Origin of the sequence: Streptomyces sp. KM273126, from assembly GCF_004337435.2 — a bacterium.
GTDB lineage: Bacteria > Actinomycetota > Actinomycetes > Streptomycetales > Streptomycetaceae > Streptomyces > Streptomyces acidicola.
The window spans coordinates 502,831-518,257 of the sequence record NZ_SJXB02000001.1; the positions used below are offsets into that span (position 1 = coordinate 502,831).

The 15,427-nt window shown below is 72.0% G+C and carries 13 protein-coding genes; 5 read left to right on the forward strand and 8 right to left on the reverse strand.

Going from position 1 to position 15,427, the window contains the following annotated elements; all coding sequences use genetic code 11:
• Nucleotides 1–15 precede the first annotated feature (15 nt).
• The 3 genes from E0500_RS44850 to E0500_RS02105 form a co-directional block, all read right to left on the reverse strand.
• The gene (locus E0500_RS44850) at nt 16–909 is read right to left on the reverse strand and encodes a chaplin (RefSeq protein ID WP_220140426.1); all 894 of its coding nucleotides are present in this window, start codon (nt 907–909) and stop codon (nt 16–18) included.
• Nucleotides 894–1,133 (reverse strand): chaplin family protein, encoded by a 240-nt coding sequence (locus tag E0500_RS02100; RefSeq protein ID WP_131561287.1) that lies wholly within the window; start codon nt 1,131–1,133, stop codon nt 894–896. Before E0500_RS02100 ends, E0500_RS44850 begins: the two co-directional genes overlap by 16 nt.
• A gap of 528 nt (nt 1,134–1,661) precedes the next feature.
• On the reverse strand, nt 1,662–2,468 hold the full coding sequence (locus tag E0500_RS02105; RefSeq protein WP_131561289.1) for an SDR family oxidoreductase: 807 nt from the start codon (nt 2,466–2,468) through the stop codon (nt 1,662–1,664).
• Nucleotides 2,469–2,713: 245 nt separating this feature from the next.
• Here E0500_RS02105 and E0500_RS02110 point away from each other — a divergent pair, with 245 nt between their 5' ends.
• Nucleotides 2,714–3,283 (forward strand): TetR/AcrR family transcriptional regulator, encoded by a 570-nt coding sequence (locus tag E0500_RS02110; RefSeq protein WP_131561291.1) that lies wholly within the window; start codon nt 2,714–2,716, stop codon nt 3,281–3,283.
• Nucleotides 3,284–3,314: 31 nt separating this feature from the next.
• Here E0500_RS02110 and E0500_RS02115 read toward each other — a convergent pair whose 3' ends face one another.
• The 4 genes from E0500_RS02115 to iolD all read right to left on the reverse strand — a co-directional run bounded on the left by E0500_RS02115 (nt 3,315) and on the right by iolD (nt 11,409).
• Complete coding sequence (locus E0500_RS02115) at nt 3,315–4,916, reverse strand: VWA domain-containing protein (protein ID WP_181586843.1); 1,602 nt, start codon at nt 4,914–4,916, stop codon at nt 3,315–3,317.
• Nucleotides 4,917–5,085: 169 nt separating this feature from the next.
• Nucleotides 5,086–5,952 (reverse strand): ABC transporter permease, encoded by an 867-nt coding sequence (locus tag E0500_RS02120; RefSeq protein ID WP_131572177.1) that lies wholly within the window; start codon nt 5,950–5,952, stop codon nt 5,086–5,088.
• Nucleotides 5,949–8,657, reverse strand: coding sequence for an alpha/beta fold hydrolase (locus E0500_RS02125; protein WP_131572178.1), 2,709 nt, complete (start codon nt 8,655–8,657; stop codon nt 5,949–5,951). The genes E0500_RS02120 and E0500_RS02125 overlap by 4 nt, the downstream gene beginning before the upstream one ends.
• A gap of 868 nt (nt 8,658–9,525) precedes the next feature.
• Nucleotides 9,526–11,409 carry a 3D-(3,5/4)-trihydroxycyclohexane-1,2-dione acylhydrolase (decyclizing) gene (iolD, locus tag E0500_RS02130; RefSeq protein WP_131570701.1) on the reverse strand — a complete coding sequence of 628 codons (1,884 nt, stop codon included), beginning with the start codon at nt 11,407–11,409 and terminating at the stop codon, nt 9,526–9,528.
• 417 nt (nt 11,410–11,826) lie between these two features.
• Between iolD and E0500_RS02135 the strand changes: the two genes are divergently transcribed.
• From E0500_RS02135 to E0500_RS02145, 3 genes are all read left to right on the forward strand, one after another.
• Nucleotides 11,827–12,744 (forward strand): sugar phosphate isomerase/epimerase, encoded by a 918-nt coding sequence (locus tag E0500_RS02135; RefSeq protein WP_131570703.1) that lies wholly within the window; start codon nt 11,827–11,829, stop codon nt 12,742–12,744.
• A 267-nt stretch (nt 12,745–13,011) separates the two neighbouring features.
• On the forward strand, nt 13,012–13,212 hold the full coding sequence (locus E0500_RS02140) for an AlpA family transcriptional regulator (protein ID WP_131570705.1): 201 nt from the start codon (nt 13,012–13,014) through the stop codon (nt 13,210–13,212).
• Between the two features lie 102 nt (nt 13,213–13,314).
• Nucleotides 13,315–13,938, forward strand: a complete 624-nt coding sequence (locus E0500_RS02145; protein ID WP_131570707.1) for a GNAT family N-acetyltransferase — start codon at nt 13,315–13,317, stop codon at nt 13,936–13,938.
• Here E0500_RS02145 and E0500_RS02150 read toward each other — a convergent pair.
• Nucleotides 13,919–14,962 carry a zinc-dependent alcohol dehydrogenase family protein gene (locus E0500_RS02150; protein ID WP_131570709.1) on the reverse strand — a complete coding sequence of 348 codons (1,044 nt, stop codon included), beginning with the start codon at nt 14,960–14,962 and terminating at the stop codon, nt 13,919–13,921. The genes E0500_RS02145 and E0500_RS02150 overlap by 20 nt on opposite strands.
• A 211-nt stretch (nt 14,963–15,173) precedes the next feature.
• Between E0500_RS02150 and E0500_RS02155 the strand changes: the two genes are divergently transcribed.
• Nucleotides 15,174–15,422, forward strand: coding sequence for a heavy-metal-associated domain-containing protein (locus tag E0500_RS02155; protein WP_131570711.1), 249 nt, complete (start codon nt 15,174–15,176; stop codon nt 15,420–15,422).
• The last annotated feature ends 5 nt before the right edge of the window (nt 15,423–15,427 follow it).

The following is a 15,427-nucleotide window of genomic DNA, read 5'->3' on the forward strand; positions in this document are numbered from 1 at the left end:
CCGGCACCCGTGGCGTCACCGGTGGGAGGCCGCTCGGCTCCGCCGGTACAGGAGGGCACCGCCCGCGATCAGCACGGCGCTGGCGGCCGAGGCCGCGAGCACGCCCTCGGTGCCGGTCTCCGCCATGGCCGGCGGAGTGACGGAGGGCTTGCCCACGGGGGTCGTGGGCGGCTCGGGCGGAGTCACACGGGAGGTCCCCGGCGGCTGGTGCCGGGGCTTGTCCGGGGTCTCCGGGGTGTCAGGAGTGGTGGGGGTGTCCGGGGCATCCGGGGCGTCCGGGCTGTCCGGGTGGTCCGCGGGCGGGTTCGCGTGGCCCTTCGGGGGTGCGTCGTTGACGCACTTGTTGCCGAACGTGCTGTTGAGCAGGGCGACCACGTCCACCCTGTTGCCGCAGACGTTGACCGGCATGTCCACCGGTACCTGGACGAGGTTGCCGGAGCCGACCCCGGGAGAGTTGCGGGTTTCACCGACCGCGGAGGCACCCGAGGGCTTGTCCGCGCCCGACGTGGCGCGCTCCTCCGAAGCACCGCGCTCCCCCGACGTACCACTCGTTCCCGTGGAACCGTGGGACGCCGGACGAGCGGCCGATTCCGGACCGCGCGCTCCCTTGCCGCCGTCGCGCTCGGAGGCACCGTGGCGGGAGGCGTCGCGGGACTTGGACTCATTCGACTCATTGGCACAGGAGTTGCCGAAGGCCGAGTTGCCGACACCGACGATCTCGACGGTGTTGCCGCATACGTTGATGGGAAGGTTCACGGCAGCCTGGACGGTGTTGCCCGACAGGACACCGGGCGAGCCCTCAGCGGCGCCCTTCGCACTCGAATCCGCGAGCGCCGAGGTGTTGTACAGGGACAGAATGCCCGTCGCGGCCGCCGCCGCAACCATTCCCTTGCTCAGGGTCTGTCGCAAAGTCTTTTGTCTTCCTGCTCGTAGAAGGGGGAAAGGCCGACCCCGGCGCCGTGAGGACGCTCCAAGGCCGGCCAGAACACAGCCGGAATCCGGACCACGTTGCCGGCGCGGAAACCCGCGGAGTGGGCTGCGAAGCCCGTGGCTTTCGCGTCGGCTATGGCCGGGGCGGGCATGCCTATGGCCGTGATCGCGCCGGCGACGGCGGCGCTCTGTCTGACCTTCACGTGTTTCCCTTCCTTACGGTCATGCACCCATGACGGATGAAACCGAGCCGTCACGTTCGAATGGCTCGCACCACGGGCTGCAGGCTGTAAACGAGGGATGGTCGAATGAAGAAACCACGGAACGCGCGGGTACTCGGCGATTCACCCGAATGCCACGCCAAAATCAACTGGCCGGATCAGCCCCGGCTTTCCGGCCGGACAAACGTCTGCTCGACCCTTCAGCCCTCGTACAGCGCCTCGATCTCCGCCGCGCACCTCGTCGTCACCGCCTGGCGGCGGATCTTGAGGGACGGGGTGAGCAGGCCGCCTGCACGGGAGTTGTGGCAACGCGGGGCGCAGTCAACCTCCCCAAGCCCCACCTCCCGAACCGGAGCGTGGGACAGGACGCAAACACAGCACCACAGCCGGTGGCGCCCGTTGTGCAAGCCCGGGACCTTAGTCCAGGGTCGTTGACGTCCTTGCGTACGACCATGACGGCTCCCGGTCACGGCTGCGCTGACGCGCTGCCGTACGTCGCTCCGTAACCGGTCATGTGGTGGCGGGCCGTGTCGCCGGTTCCGGCTCCAGCACCGGGCGGGTGATTCGCTTGGTGATCGCGGCGACCAGGGTGCGCGGGCGCCTGGGCGTCAGATGCGCCACGATCTGGTTGCTCAGGCCGGGGGTGACGTAGGCGCGGTCGCGGTCGAGGGCGCGCAGGGCGGCCCGTACGACGGGTTCGGGTGCGGCGAAGTTGCCGCCCACGGCCGCCCGGCGGGTGCCGATCGTCTCGAAGAAGCGCGTCTCCACCGGGCCTGGGCACAGGGTGGTGACCTTGATGCCACGGCCGCGGTACTCCTCCCTCAGCGCGAGCGAGAAGTTGAGCACGAACGTCTTGGTGGCGCTGTAGACGGCGAAGTACGGGCTCGGCTGATAGCCCGCCGTGGAACCGACGTTGAGGACGGCGCCCGAGCCGCGGTGGAGCATGCCGGGCAGCAGGGCGTGGGTGAGGTCGACCAGCGCGACGACGTTCACCATCAGCTGGTCGTGCTCACGGCGGGGGTCGATCTCCTCGAAGCGGCCGCAGGTGCCGAAGCCGGCGTTGTTGACCAGGACGTCGACGGTGAGGCCACGGGCCGCGAGCTCGTGGGCTATTCGGTCGGCCGCGTCCGGTTCGGCGAGGTCCTGGGGCACCACGTGGGCCTGGACGCCGTGCGCCGTGCGCAGCCGCTCGGCCGTTTCCTCCAGACGGTCGCGGGAACGCGCGACGAGGACCAGGTCGTGGCCGCGCGCGGCGAGCTGGTCGGCGAACTCGGCGCCGAGTCCGAAGGACGCGCCGGTGACGAGGGCGAGAGGCATGGGGGTCCCTTCGGGAGAGGACACGGAGAGGACATGGAGAGGGTTTGGAGGCGACTTGAGGACGCCGCTACCTGCCACACGAGCGTAGCGGTTTTTCCATTAACTGCAACATAAATGATGCAGATACTGTCTGATCTGGAGCTCAGGCGTATCGTCTGAGCGGAAGCAGTGGGATGAAGCAGTGAGCCGAAGCAGTGAGCTGAGGCTGCGGGCTGAAGCGGTGGGCGGACGGAATGGAGGCACCCATGGGCCGGGCGTTGCGGGCCGACGCGGAGCGGAGTGTGCGGGTGATCCTTGAGGCGGCCGAGCGGGTGCTCGCGGCCGATCCGGGCGCCACCCTGGAGCAGATCGCGGAGGCGGCGGGCGTGGCCCGGACGACGGTGCACCGGCGGTTCGCGAACCGTCAGGCGCTGCTGGAGGCGCTCACCGAGTCCGCCGAACGGCAGCTCGCCGAGGCCATCGAGGAGGCCCGGCCCGACACGGCGCCCCCGCTCGTGGCGCTGCACCGGGTCACCGCGAACGTGCTGCGGGTCAAGGGCGCGTGGAGCTTCGCGCTCGGCCACCCGGCGGCCCAGGCCTGTACCACCGGTACCGTCTGGGCCGGCGTCAACGCCCGCTGCCTCGAACTCTTCGGGCGGGCCCAGCGCGAGGGGCTGTTCCGCCCGGACGCCGATCTGGAGTGGACGCGGCAGGTGTACTACGCGCTCATCGGGGAGGCGTTGCACGACGCGCGGGGGCGGGACCCGGAATCACTGGCCGCGCTCGTGGCCGACACGTTGCTGCACGGCGTGGGGCAACGGCCCGGCGCCGTCTGACGGAGGGCGGCCGTCTGGCGGGAGGGCGGTCTCAGTCCGGGTGCCTCGGGTTCGCCGCCTCGATCGCCTCCGCGAGGCCGTGCAGGTCCTTGTCCTCGCGGACCCGCGCCAACTCCTCGGCCCGGTCGGCGAGTTGCCGCAGCGACGGCCGTCCGGGGAGTGCGCCCCGGCTATCGCTCCGGCTGTCGCCCTGGCGGAGGGCGTCGGCGAAGTACGCGGCGACGGCGGCCACCCGGAGGCCTTCGGGTGCGGTCCACAGGTCGTCGTGAAGGGCCCGTGCCTCCAGGTCGCCCGACTCCTCGTGCGGGGTGCGGGTGTCCGGGTCGAGCCAGCGGACGGTCGCCGTGGCCAGGTGGCCCGAGGCGCCGGGCCGGGTGCGGACGGCGTAGAGGGCGGTCACCGTGTGGCCGGGGCCGACCTCGCCGCCGTCGACGCGGTCGTCGCGGAAGTCCTCGTCGGCGACCTGGCGGTTGTCGTAGCCGACGAGGCGGAACTCGGCGACCGTCTCCGGGTCGAACGCCACCTGGGCCTTGGCGTCGCGCGCCGTGAGGTCGATGGTGCGCGGGAGTTCCTCGCTGAAGAGGGTGCGGGCCGCGTCCTCGGTGGAGACGTACGTCGTGTGACCGTCGCCCTTGTCGGCGAGGCGCTCCATCAGGGCGTCGCCGTAGTCGCTGCCCACGCCGACGCCGAAGAGGGTGATGCCGTACTCGCGGCGGGCGCCGGCGATGCGTTCCAGGATCGTGTCAGCGTCGGTGTCGCCGGTGTTGGCGAGGGCGTCGGAGAGGAGGACGACGCGGTTCGTCGCGCCCTCGCGCCGGCCCTCGACGGCCGTGGCGTACCCGGTCTCGACGCCCGCGCCGAGGTTGGTCGAGTCGGTGGGCTCCAGTGCGTCGACGGCGTCGTGGACGCGGTCGCGGTGTCCGCCGAGGCGGGTCATCGGCAGGACGGTCTCGGCCTCGTCGCTGAACGTCACGAGCGCGACCGAGTCGTTGTCGCGCAGCCGCTCGGTCATCACGTCGAGGGCGTCCTGGACCAGGTCGAGACGGCCCGGTTCGCCCATGGAGCCGGAGATGTCGATGACGAACGTGAGCGCCGCGGGCGGCCGTTCACTCTCGTCCTCCTGCGGCCGGGTGGCGAGGCCGACCCGGACCAGGGACCAGTCCCCGCTGTCGGGGCCGGCCGTGCGGGCGCCGTCCACGGTCACGGAGAAGCCATCGCCGTCGGGGCGCCGGTAGTCCTGGCGGAAGCTGTTGACGAACTCCTCGGGCCGGATCGTCGACGGGTCGGGCGTGTTCCCCTCGGCAAGGGTGCGGCGCGCGTAGCCGTACGAGGCGGTGTCGACGTCGAGCGCGAACGTGGAGAGATAGTCGGGGGACGGGGCGAACTCCCGGGAGGTGTCGCCCCGTTGCTCGCCGGTGTCCTCGCCCCACTGCTCGTCCGGGGCGGGGGCGGGGGCGGGGGCAGGGCCCGGGGCATAGCCGCCGCGCTTGTTCGAGCTGTCCGACGAGTAGCCGTGGCCGCCGCCGTCGCTCCCGCTGCACCCCGTGAGCAGCAGGCCGCCCGCCGCGGTGAGCGCCAGCAGCCCGGCGCGCAGTCGTCGTACCCGGAGTCGTACCCGGTACCGCTCCAGCATCCGTGCCCCCCTTGGTCCGTTGGTCCCTTGGTCCCTTGGTCCGTTGACGCCGACATCTGTGACTGTGACGGGCGAGGGGGCCGGAACGTGCGGCACGGGGGGTTGCGGATGGGTTGCGAAGCGGCCACGGCTGGGGCCCGTCGAGACCGGTGGGTGATCCTCCGGTGACCTAGGAGACCACGTCCTTCCGGGCGAAACCGCGGAAGGCCAGGGCGAACAGTATGAGGGCGTATGTTACGGAGACCGCCGTGCCCTGGATCATGCCGCCCCACTCCGGGATCGGCTGCACGGCGTCCGCCCACGCGAACTGCCAGTGCGCGGGCAGGAAGTCGCGCCAGTCGCCGAGGGCGGTGACCGCGTCCAGGACGTTCCCCACGATGGTCAGTCCGACCGCGCCGCCGACCGCGCCGAGGGGCGCGTCCGTCTTGGTGGAAAGCCAGAACGCGAGCCCTGCCGTGACCAGTTGGGACACGAAGATGTACGCCACCACGACGACCAGGCGCTGTGCGGCGGTGCCCGCGGGGATGCTGCCGCCGGTGGGTATGGCGAGCGGCCCCCAGCCGTACGCCACCGTGCCCACGGCCAGCGCCACGAGCGGCAACATGATCATCGCGGCCAGACTGAGGCCGAGGCCCACGGTGAGCTTGGACCACAGCAGGCGCGCCCGGGGCACCGGCGCGGCGAGCAGATAGCGCAGCGACGACCAGCTCGCCTCGGAGGCGACGGTGTCCCCGCAGAACAGCGCGACCGGGATGACCAGCAGGAACCCGGCGGACACGAAGAGGTTCACCGCGGCGAAGTTGCCGCCCGACGCGGTGGCCGTGTCCATCAGCGTCAGCCGGCCGCCGCGGTCGTCGCCAGGACTCCCGCCGATGGCGAACGCGACGACCAGCACGAACGGCAGTGCGAACAGGATGCCGCCCATGGCCATGGTGCGGCGCCGCTTCAGCTGGCGTACGAGTTCGACGCGCAGCGGCAGCGTGCGGCCCGCCCGGTAGCCGGAGGCCACCTCGCTCGGCTCGGTGAGCGTGCTCATGCGGAACCTCCGATCAGGGTGAGGAAGGCGTCCTCCAGCCGGCGATGGGCGCCGAGGGAGGCGACAGGGACTTCGAGCCTTACGAGCTCGACGAGCAGCGAGGCGCTCCGCTCGGTGACGCCGCCGGGTGCGCCCTCGGGTACGCCCTCGGACACCATGGCACCCGCCGTGACTGTCACCGCCGGAGTCAGCCGGACCAGCAGCCCGCCCTCCGTCCGCACCGCGGACTCCACGTCCGGCAGGGCCGCGACCTTCTCCACGAGCGGGTCGGGGATGTCGGCGGCGAGGCCTACGAGGAGGGTGTCGCCCGCGCCGACGATCTCGCCCACCGGGCCCGCCTGGACCAGGCGCCCGCGGTCCATCACGACGAGGTGGGTGCAGGACTGCTCGACCTCGGCCAGGAGATGGCTGGAGACGATGACCGTACGCCCGCCGGCCGCGTACCGGATCATGACCTCGCGCATGGCGCGGATCTGTGGCGGGTCGAGACCGTTGGTCGGTTCGTCGAGGATGAGGAGGTCCGGCAGACCGAGCATCGCCTGGGCGATCGCGAGGCGCTGGCGCATGCCCTGGGAGTAGGTGCGGACCGCGCGGGACAGGGCGTCGCCGAGGCCCGCGATCTCCAGGGCCTCGTCCAGGTGGGCGTCCTCGGACGGGCGGCCCGTGGCCCGCCAGTACAGCTCCAGGTTCTCGCGGCCCGACAGGTGCGGCAGGAAGCCCGCGCCCTCGACGAAGGCACCGACACGGGACAGCACCGGGGAGCCCGGCCGGATCGCGTGGCCGAAGACGCGGATCTCGCCGCCGTCCGGCTTGATCAGGCCCATCAGCATGCGCAGGGTCGTCGTCTTGCCCGCGCCGTTGGGACCGAGCAGGCCGAGTACCTGGCCCTTCTCCACGCGGAAGGACAGGTCCCGGACCGCGTACCGGTCGGTCGATCCCGCGTACCGCTTGCTCAGGCCGGTGATCTGGAGCGGAACATCGGCCAGCTCCGTGTCGGCCGGCGTGGCGGTCCCGCGGCGGCGGCCGGTCAGCAGCAGTACCAGCGCGACCAGGGCACCCGCCGCCGGCAGCCACCACACCCACGACGGCAGGGGCGCCGCCGCGGTCGACAGGCCCGGCGCGGTCGGGACGTTCAGACCGCCCTTCAGGGACACGGCGTACGTCGCCGGGGCCACCGGTGACGCGTAGCCGAGGTCGGTGGAGGCCAGGACCAGGCGGAGCCGGTGGCCCTGCTCGATCTCGCGGTCGATGGCGGGCAGGGTGAGCGTGACGTCCTTGCCCTCCTTCGCGTCCTCGACGCGGACGGGGGCCACGAGCTGTGCGGGCAGCACCTGCTGCCGGCCGTCCGGGCCGACGTCGTACACCTTCCCGAAGAGCACCGCGTCGTCCGTGGAGGACTTCACGTGCACCGTCACCGTGGGCGACCCGGTGATCCGCAGGCCGTCCGTCAGCGGCCGGGACTCGAACCGCGCGTACTGGCCGGGGAAGTCGAGGGAGATGCCCACACCGAGCGACGACAGCTGGGAGAGACCGCCGGCGCCACCGAGGCCGGGCAGTGCCGACACGGCGGGCGGGTTGGCGCCCGCCGGGTTCGCGAACTCCTGCTCTCGTCCGCTCAGGGCGACGGTCCGCCGGCCGCTCTCCAGCCCGGGGTACGTGTCCGCGCTCGCGCCCCGCAACTGGGCGGCTCCGTCGGTGGAGTCGATGCCTCCCGTGCGGGTGACGCGGAAGGCGGGGCCGGTGTCGACGCCGGACTCGTCCTTGAGGTAGCGGTCGAACCACGCCCCGACCCGGGCGTTCACCCGGTCGGCCTCCATGTCGCCGCCGTCGTGCCCGCCCGCGATCCAGTCGACGTCCACGGGGGCGCCGTTCGCGCGGATCGCCTTGGCCGCGGCGTCCGCCTGGCCGAGCGGGAAGAGGGAGTCCGTCTGGCCCTGCATCAGCAGCGTGGGCACCTTGATGCGCTCACCGACGGCGCTCGGGCTGCGCTCCTGAAGCAGCTTCACCGCCTCGGCGTCCGGTGTCCCCGACTCGGCGACCCGGTCGTACATCGTGCAGAGCTGGTCCTCGAACTTGTCGCAGCCGCCGCCCGTGTTGAGGAAGATGCCGGCCCAGAGCTTCTTGAAGACGCCGTTCGGGAACAGGGCGTCCGCCAGGTTCCAGTACGTGATCGCCGGGGCGATGGCGTCGACCCGCTGGTCGTAGCCGGCGGCCAGCAGCGAGATCGCGCCGCCGTACGAGGCGCCGGCGAGGCCCACGCGCGGGTCGCCGCTCTTGTCGAGCTGGACCTCGGGCCGCTTCGCCAGCCAGTCGATGAGCCGGGAGACGTCGGCGACTTCGCCCTCCGGGTCGTTCAGCCCGATCTTCCCGGTCGACTTACCGAAGCCGCGGGCCGACCATGTCATGACCGCGTACCCGTCGCGGGCGAGGTCCTCCGCCTGCTGCCGTACGTCGTCCTTGCTGCCGCCGAAGCCGTGCCCGAGCAGCACGGCGGGGCGGCGGCCCGAGCCCGCGGTGAAGTACGAGGTGTCGACCTTCACCCCGCCGCCCATGGCCATCACTCTGTCGGCCCGGTGCACCTGCGGCGCGTCGTCCGAGGCGACGGCCGTCCACACGCCCGTGCCGGCGAGCACTGCGACGGCGGCGGCCGCAGCCGTCGCCGCCCAGCGCCTCGGGCCTCGCAATGCGGGCAGTCGAAGATCCATGCGTCAACGGTAAGCGCGCCCACCGACAGCCGAGGCCGCCCCCGGTTGGAAGTGGCCTACATCCCACAGGCGTACGGGTTCCTCGGCGTGTACTGCGATCGCGGTATGGGGGCCGGGTGGGACGCGCTGGAGGGTTGCCTCGCCCCCGCCGCCCCTACCCGTCCCATCCCCGGGGGCTGCCGCCCCTTCGACCCCGGCCAAGGGGGCTGCGCCCCTGGACCCCCAGGGCTTTGGGACTGCACCCCGGCCCCTCTTCGGGGCTCCGCCCCGGACCCCGTTTCGGGGGCCAGCCCCGGACCCCCGCTCCTCAAACGCCGGAGGGGCTGGAATGTGAGGGCGGCGCTGGAGGGTGCGGCAGGATCGGAAGGGGCTGGAAGGTGCGGGCGGGCTGGAGGGTGCGGGCGGGGCTGGAATGCGCAGGGCGGGACTGGAATGCGCAGGGCGGGACTGGAGGGTGCGGGCGGGGCTGGAATGCGCAGGGCGGGACTGGAGTGTGCGGGCGGGCTGGAATGTGCAGGGCGGGACTGGGTTTTTGCCGACCGGGGCCGGGGGTTGCCAGCCAGGGCCGTGACCTTCCGGCCGGGGGCCGGGACCCTCCGGCCGCGGCTGGGGCCTTCCGGCCGGGGGCCGGGACCCTCCGGCCGGGGGCCGGGACCCTCCGGCTGAGGCCGGGATCTTCCGGCTGAGGCCGGGATCTTCCGGCTGAGGCCGGGATCTTCCGGCTGGGGGTTTTCGGCCGAGGCCAGGCACCCCCAGCCCGTCCGGCGATTGAGGACGAGGCCGTTCAGGCCGACCAGCGGGAGCCTGGGGGCGGCAGCCCCCAGGGAAGGGACGGGAACGGGTAGGGGCGGCGGGGGCGAGTGGTCCCTCACAGATGGCGGCGTCGAGTGGAGACCTGTCGTTCGTACAGCTCACGGGCCTTGACCGCCGACGATCGCGTCGCCGTTTCGGCCACGGGAACATCCCACCAGGCCTGGGCCGGGGGCGCGCCCGACACCGTGTCCGCCGTCTGGGTCTCCACGTGGACACAGGTGGGGGTGTCGGCGGCCCGCGCCTCGGCGAGCGCGGCCCGCAGGTCGCGCACCGTCTTCGCGCGCAGCACCCGCATGCCCAGACTGGCCGCGTTGGCCGCGAGGTCCACGGGCAGGGGCGGGCCGGTGAACGTGCCGTCGTCGGACTGGTAGCGGTACGCGGTGCCGAACCGCTCGCCGCCCACCGACTCGGAGAGGCCGCCGATGGAGGCGTACCCGTGGTTCTGGATGATCAGCACCTTGACCGGGATGTTCTCCTGCACGGCCGTCACGAGCTCCGTCGGCATCATCAGGTACGTCCCGTCGCCGACCAGCGCCCACACGGGACGCCCGGGCGCGGCCATGCGTACGCCGATCGCGGCCGGGATCTCGTAGCCCATGCAGGAGTAGCCGTACTCCAGGTGGTACTGGTCCCTCGACCGCGTCCGCCACAGTTTGTGCAGGTCGCCGGGGAGGGAACCGGCCGCGCTGACGATGATGTCCTCCTCGGTGACGATCTCGTCGAGCAGGCCCAGCACCTGGGGCTGGGTGGGCCGGACGTCGGGCTCGTCGCACTCGTAGCAGGCGTCGACGCGGTACTCCCAGCGCTGCTTGTCGTCGGTGTACTCGCTGACGTAGGAGTCGCCGACCTGGTGGTCGTGCAGTTCGAGGGCCTGGGTGAGCTCCTCCAGGCCCGCGCGCGCGTCGGCGACGATCGGGAGCCCGGCGAGCTTGTGGCCGTCGAAGGGCGCGATGTTGAGGTTGAGGAAGCGGACGCCCTCGCCGGTGAACAGGGTGCCGGAGGCAGTGGTGAAGTCCGTGTAGCGCGTGCCCACGCCGATCACCAGGTCGGCGGTGCGGGCGAGTTCGTCGGCGGTGGCGGTGCCGGTGTGGCCGATGCCGCCCACGTCCTGCGGATGGTCGTGGCGCAGGGAGCCCTTGCCCGCCTGGGTCGAGGCGACGGGGATGCGGGTGGCGTCGGCGAGTTCGGCGAGCGCCTCCTCGGCGCGGCTGTGGTGGACGCCGCCGCCCGCCACGATGAGGGGGCGCCGGGCCTGGCGGATCGCCGCGACCGCGGCGGCCAGTTCACGCGTGTCGGGGGCCGAGCGGCGCACCGTCCAGGTGCGCTCGGCGAAGAACTCCTGCGGCCAGTCGTACGCCTCGGCCTGCACGTCCTGCGGGAGGGCCAGCGTCACGGCACCGGTGTCGACCGGGTCCGCCAGCACCCGCATCGCCTGGAGCGCGGCCGGGATCAGGGCCTCGGGGCGGGTGATCCGGTCGAAGTACCTCGACACCGGGCGCAGGCAGTCGTTGACCGACACATCGCCGGCGTAAGGGACTTCGAGCTGCTGGAGCACCGGGTCGGCCGGGCGGGTGGCGAAGATGTCGCCGGGCAGCAGCAGGACCGGGAGGTGGTTGATCGTGGCGAGCGCGGCGCCGGTCACCAGGTTGGTGGCGCCCGGCCCGATCGACGTCGTGACGGCGTGGGTGGACAGGCGGTTCGACTGACGCGCGTAGCCGACCGCCGCGTGCACCATGGCCTGTTCGTTGCGGCCCTGGTGGTACGGCATGTCGCCGCCGTACTCGACGAGCGCCTGTCCGAGCCCGGCGACGTTGCCGTGGCCGAAGACGCCCCAGGTGGCTCCGATCAGCCGCTGCCGCTCGCCGTCGCGTTCCGTGTACTGGACGGCCAGGAACCGCACCAGCGCCTGAGCGACCGTCAGCCTCGTCGTTGAGGTCATCGGCATCCCCCTGTGTTCTCGACGTGGGCCGGATGTAAGCAGATCCACCACCTGCGGTACGGCTCCGCCGTGCCCACGTCTCAATGGTGCGCCTGCCTGCCAGGTGGCCTCACGGGCACCGGCAAGGTGTTCTCTCGGGCGGCGAACCGCCGTCCACCCGACGTCGGGGACCTCCGGCGCGGGGCCGTAGCGGGCGGGGAGTCATCGCTCGCACTTCGCTCCTGCCAAAGCAAAGCGGCCTCCCGCGCCGGAGGCGATCTGGGCCCGACGTCACGGGCCGCTCGGGACCGCAACGCATCCCACGCCCGGCCTCGTGACCCAAGATCTAGCCTCGCGCACAGACCCCTGTCAACATTTTGTCCGGACATTCGGACCATGCCTTGACACGCGTCACCTGGCCCCCTCACGCTGACGCCCATGACGTCGCCGTCTCCTCAGTCCCCACTTTCCCGCATCCGGATCGGATCAGCCCCGGATTCCTGGGGCGTTTGGTTCCCCGACGATCCGCAGCAGGTCCCCTGGCAGCGGTTCCTCGACGAGGTCGCCGCGGCAGGTTACGAGTGGATCGAGCTGGGCCCGTACGGGTACCTGCCGACCGACCCGGCCGTGCTCGCCGAGGAGACGTCGAAGCGTGGCCTGAAGGTGTCGGCGGGCACGGTGTTCACCGGGCTGCACCACGGCCCGGACGTGTGGGAGTCGACGTGGGCGCACGTCTCTGGGATCGCGGCACTGACACAGGCGATGGGCGGGTCCCATCTCGTCGTCATCCCCTCCTTCTGGCGGGACGACAGGACGGGCAGGGTCCTGGAGCCGAACACGCTGACGGTCGAGCAGTGGCGGTACCTGACGCAACTGACCGAGCGGCTGGGGCGTCAGGTCCGCGAGCGGTACGGGTTGCGGATCGTGGTGCACCCGCACGCGGACACCCACATCGACAGCGAGGAGAACGTCAGCCGCTTCCTCGACGGCACGGAGCCCTCCGTCGTCTCGCTGTGCCTGGACACGGGGCACTACGCGTACTGCGGGGGCGACAGCGTCAAGCTCATCGAGACGTACGGGGAGCGGATCGGGTACCTGCACCTCAAGCAGGTGGACCCGGAGATCCTCGCCGAGGTGCGGGCGAACGAGATCCCGTTCGGGCCGGCGGTGGCGAAGGGCGTGATGTGCGAGCCGCCCGCGGGCGTGCCCGCGCTGGAGCCCGTACTCGCCGCCGCTCAGAAGCTGGACGTGGATCTGTTCGCGATCGTGGCGCAGGACATGTACCCGTGCGAGCCGGACCGTCCGCTGCCGATCGCTCAGCGGACCCGGGCGCTTCTGAGGTCCTGCGGGGCATAGGCGCTCCCGCTCGCGACGCGCGTAACACTGCGGGCGGTGGTACGAGAGCATGTTGATGCGAGAGCACGTTGCCGCTGCCTCTGTCGTTGCCGAATTCATCACTCGTGTCACAAAGGGCATCGCTCTGTCACAGATGTCGCATGTCCGCGACCCGTGAGTCACACCTCCTCCACAGCCATCACCCCTTGGCCGGTCACCCTCGTTGACCGGTCAGCAGGCATGGTGATCGCCGGCACTACGCCCGGCGCGCAGGAGGAGGTGCCCCTGATGGCCGACCGTCGCCTCTGGTCGTACAAGGAGATCGCCGCACACATCCGGGTGCAGCCCGACACCGTCCGCTCCTACCGCAAGCACGGGCTCCTGCCGCCGCCCGACCAGGTGGAGGGCGGAAGACCGTACTGGTACGCGGACACCGTACGGGCCTGGGCGGCCTCCCGCCCCGGCAACCGGGGGCGCAGGACCGAGTGACGGGGCCCGACGGCGGGACGTTGTTCCGCTGCCACCCCGTCATTCCGCTGCCACCCCGTTATTCCGTTGCCGCCCCATTCGCACGGTGCCGAGAATCCGGGGATGAGCTCCGATACGACGCCCTCCGCCCCGGCCGCCGACTTCTCCGTCAAGCCGGTCCTCGCCGGTGAGAAGGCCCTGTTGCGGCCGTTCACCGCGCAGGACGCCCCGGTGATGACGCGGATTCTGGCCGATCCCGAGGTGATCCGGCTGACCGGCAGCCCGGCGGTGGAGTTCGAGGAGGAGCGGCTGCGCTCCTGGTACGGCTCCCGCGGTGAGCAGACCGACCGGCTCGACCTCGGCGTCGTCGACCGGGCGAGCGGTGAACTCGTCGGTGAGGCCGTCCTTTTCGACTGGGACCGGCACAACCGCAACTGCACCTTCCGCATACTGATCGGCCCCGGAGGACGCGACCGCGGTCTCGGTACGGAGGCCGTGCGGCTGACCGTCGGGTACGCCTTCGAGCGGCTCGGCCTGCACCGTGTGTCGCTGTGGGTCTTCGTCCACAATCCGAGGGCCCGGCGCGCCTACGAGAAGGCCGGCTTCGTGGCCGAGGGCGTGGAGCGGGAAGCCCTGTGGCAGGACGGCGGGTGGATCGACGCCGTGCGGATGGCGGTTCTCGCCCCGGAGTGGGCCGTCCACCGGGGTCGCCCGGAGGCAGGGGCGCTCAGCTCCACGGGTCTATGACCGTCACCCCGGCGCCCGCTGCCGTACCGACCGCCTCCAGCGCGGCCGGGACCGCGTCCAGGGAGATCGTGGACGTGACCAGCAGGTCGGGGCGCAGGACGCCCGTCCGGACCAGTTCCAGCATCGGCGGGTAGGCGTGGGCGGCCATGCCGTGGCTGCCGAGGAGTTCGAGTTCGAGGGCGATCACGCGGGCCATGGGGACCGGGGTGGTGCCGGTCGCGGAGGGGAGCAGGCCGACCTGGATGTGGCGGCCTCTGCGGCGCAGACCGTTCACCGAGGCCGCGCAGGTGGCGGGTGAGCCGAGGGCGTCCAGCGAGACATGGGCGCCGCCGCCCGTGAGGTCACGCACGGCCTGGGCCGTGTCCGGAACGCGGGAGGCGTCCACGCACTCGGCCGCACCGAATTTCCGGGCGAGGTCCAGCGCCCGGGCGGACACGTCGACGGCCACCACCCGCGCGCCCGAGGCCGCCGCGATCATCACCGCAGAGAGCCCGACGCCGCCGCACCCGTGCACGGCAACCCACTCCCCCGGCGCGACGCGCCCCTGGGTCACCACCGCCCGGAACGCCGTGGCGAACCGGCAGCCCAGCGCGGCCGCCGTGGCGGACGACAGCTCGTCCGGTACGGCGACGAGGTTCACGTCCGCCCGTTCCAGTGCCGCGTACTCGGCGAACGACCCCCAGTGGGTGAACCCTGGCTGCGTCTGCCGCTCACACACCTGCTGGTCCCCGGCGGCGCAGGCGGGGCAGGTGCCGCAGGCGCAGACGAAGGGGACGGTGACGCGGTCACCGGGGCGCCAGCGGCCCACCCGGTCCCCCGTCGCCTCCACGACTCCGGCCAGTTCATGGCCCGGCACGTGCGGGAGCGTGATGTCCGGGTCGTGGCCCTGCCAGCCGTGCCAGTCGCTGCGGCACAGTCCCGTGGCCTCGACGCGCACCACGACCCCGTGCTCCGAAGGTGCCGGGTCCGGGACCTGCCGCACCTCGGCCGGCTCCCCGAACCGCTCGAACACCACCGCACGCATACACCCACGCCCTTCCACCCGGGTCCCCCGGGGTTCGCCCGTACCCACCGGACCCATCCGGAAGATCACCGTCCAGCGAACGCTAACCGCCGGCCGGCCTCGCTGTGGAGCCCCTGCCGGGACCGGTCGCGGACCTCTTGCCGAACCCATACCCCCTAGGGGTATGATTGAGGTCACGTAGGCCCCATCCGCCTCCATGAGGAGCAACGCCATGACAGCCCAGACCGACACTGCCGGCACCGTCACAACCGTCACCACTGTCTACAAGGTGAGCGGAATGAGCTGCGGGCACTGCGAGGGTTCCGTCTCCAGTGAGATCTCCGGGATCGACGGCGTCACGTCCGTAAAGGCCGTGGCCGCCTCCGGCGAGGTCACCGTGGTCTCCACCGCCCCGCTCGACGAGGACGCCGTGCGCGCCGCCGTCGACGAGGCCGGCTTCGAGCTCGTGGGCAAGGCCTGAGCGGA

Excerpts from the sequence above, each read along its gene's own strand:
- E0500_RS02105 (WP_131561289.1), bottom strand. The coding sequence starts at position 2,468 with ATGCCTCTCGCCCTCGTCACCGGCGCGTCCTTCGGACTCGGCGCCGAG.
- E0500_RS02110 (WP_131561291.1), top strand. The coding sequence starts at position 2,714 with ATGGGCCGGGCGTTGCGGGCCGACGCGGAGCGGAGTGTGCGGGTGATC.
- E0500_RS02115 (WP_181586843.1), bottom strand. The coding sequence starts at position 4,916 with ATGCTGGAGCGGTACCGGGTACGACTCCGGGTACGACGACTGCGCGCC.
- E0500_RS02120 (WP_131572177.1), bottom strand. The coding sequence starts at position 5,952 with ATGAGCACGCTCACCGAGCCGAGCGAGGTGGCCTCCGGCTACCGGGCG.
- E0500_RS02125 (WP_131572178.1), bottom strand. The coding sequence starts at position 8,657 with ATGGATCTTCGACTGCCCGCATTGCGAGGCCCGAGGCGCTGGGCGGCG.
- iolD (WP_131570701.1), bottom strand. The coding sequence starts at position 11,409 with ATGACCTCAACGACGAGGCTGACGGTCGCTCAGGCGCTGGTGCGGTTC.
- E0500_RS02135 (WP_131570703.1), top strand. The coding sequence starts at position 11,827 with ATGACGTCGCCGTCTCCTCAGTCCCCACTTTCCCGCATCCGGATCGGA.
- E0500_RS02140 (WP_131570705.1), top strand. The coding sequence starts at position 13,012 with ATGGCCGACCGTCGCCTCTGGTCGTACAAGGAGATCGCCGCACACATC.
- E0500_RS02145 (WP_131570707.1), top strand. The coding sequence starts at position 13,315 with ATGAGCTCCGATACGACGCCCTCCGCCCCGGCCGCCGACTTCTCCGTC.
- E0500_RS02150 (WP_131570709.1), bottom strand. The coding sequence starts at position 14,962 with ATGCGTGCGGTGGTGTTCGAGCGGTTCGGGGAGCCGGCCGAGGTGCGG.
- E0500_RS02155 (WP_131570711.1), top strand. The coding sequence starts at position 15,174 with ATGACAGCCCAGACCGACACTGCCGGCACCGTCACAACCGTCACCACT.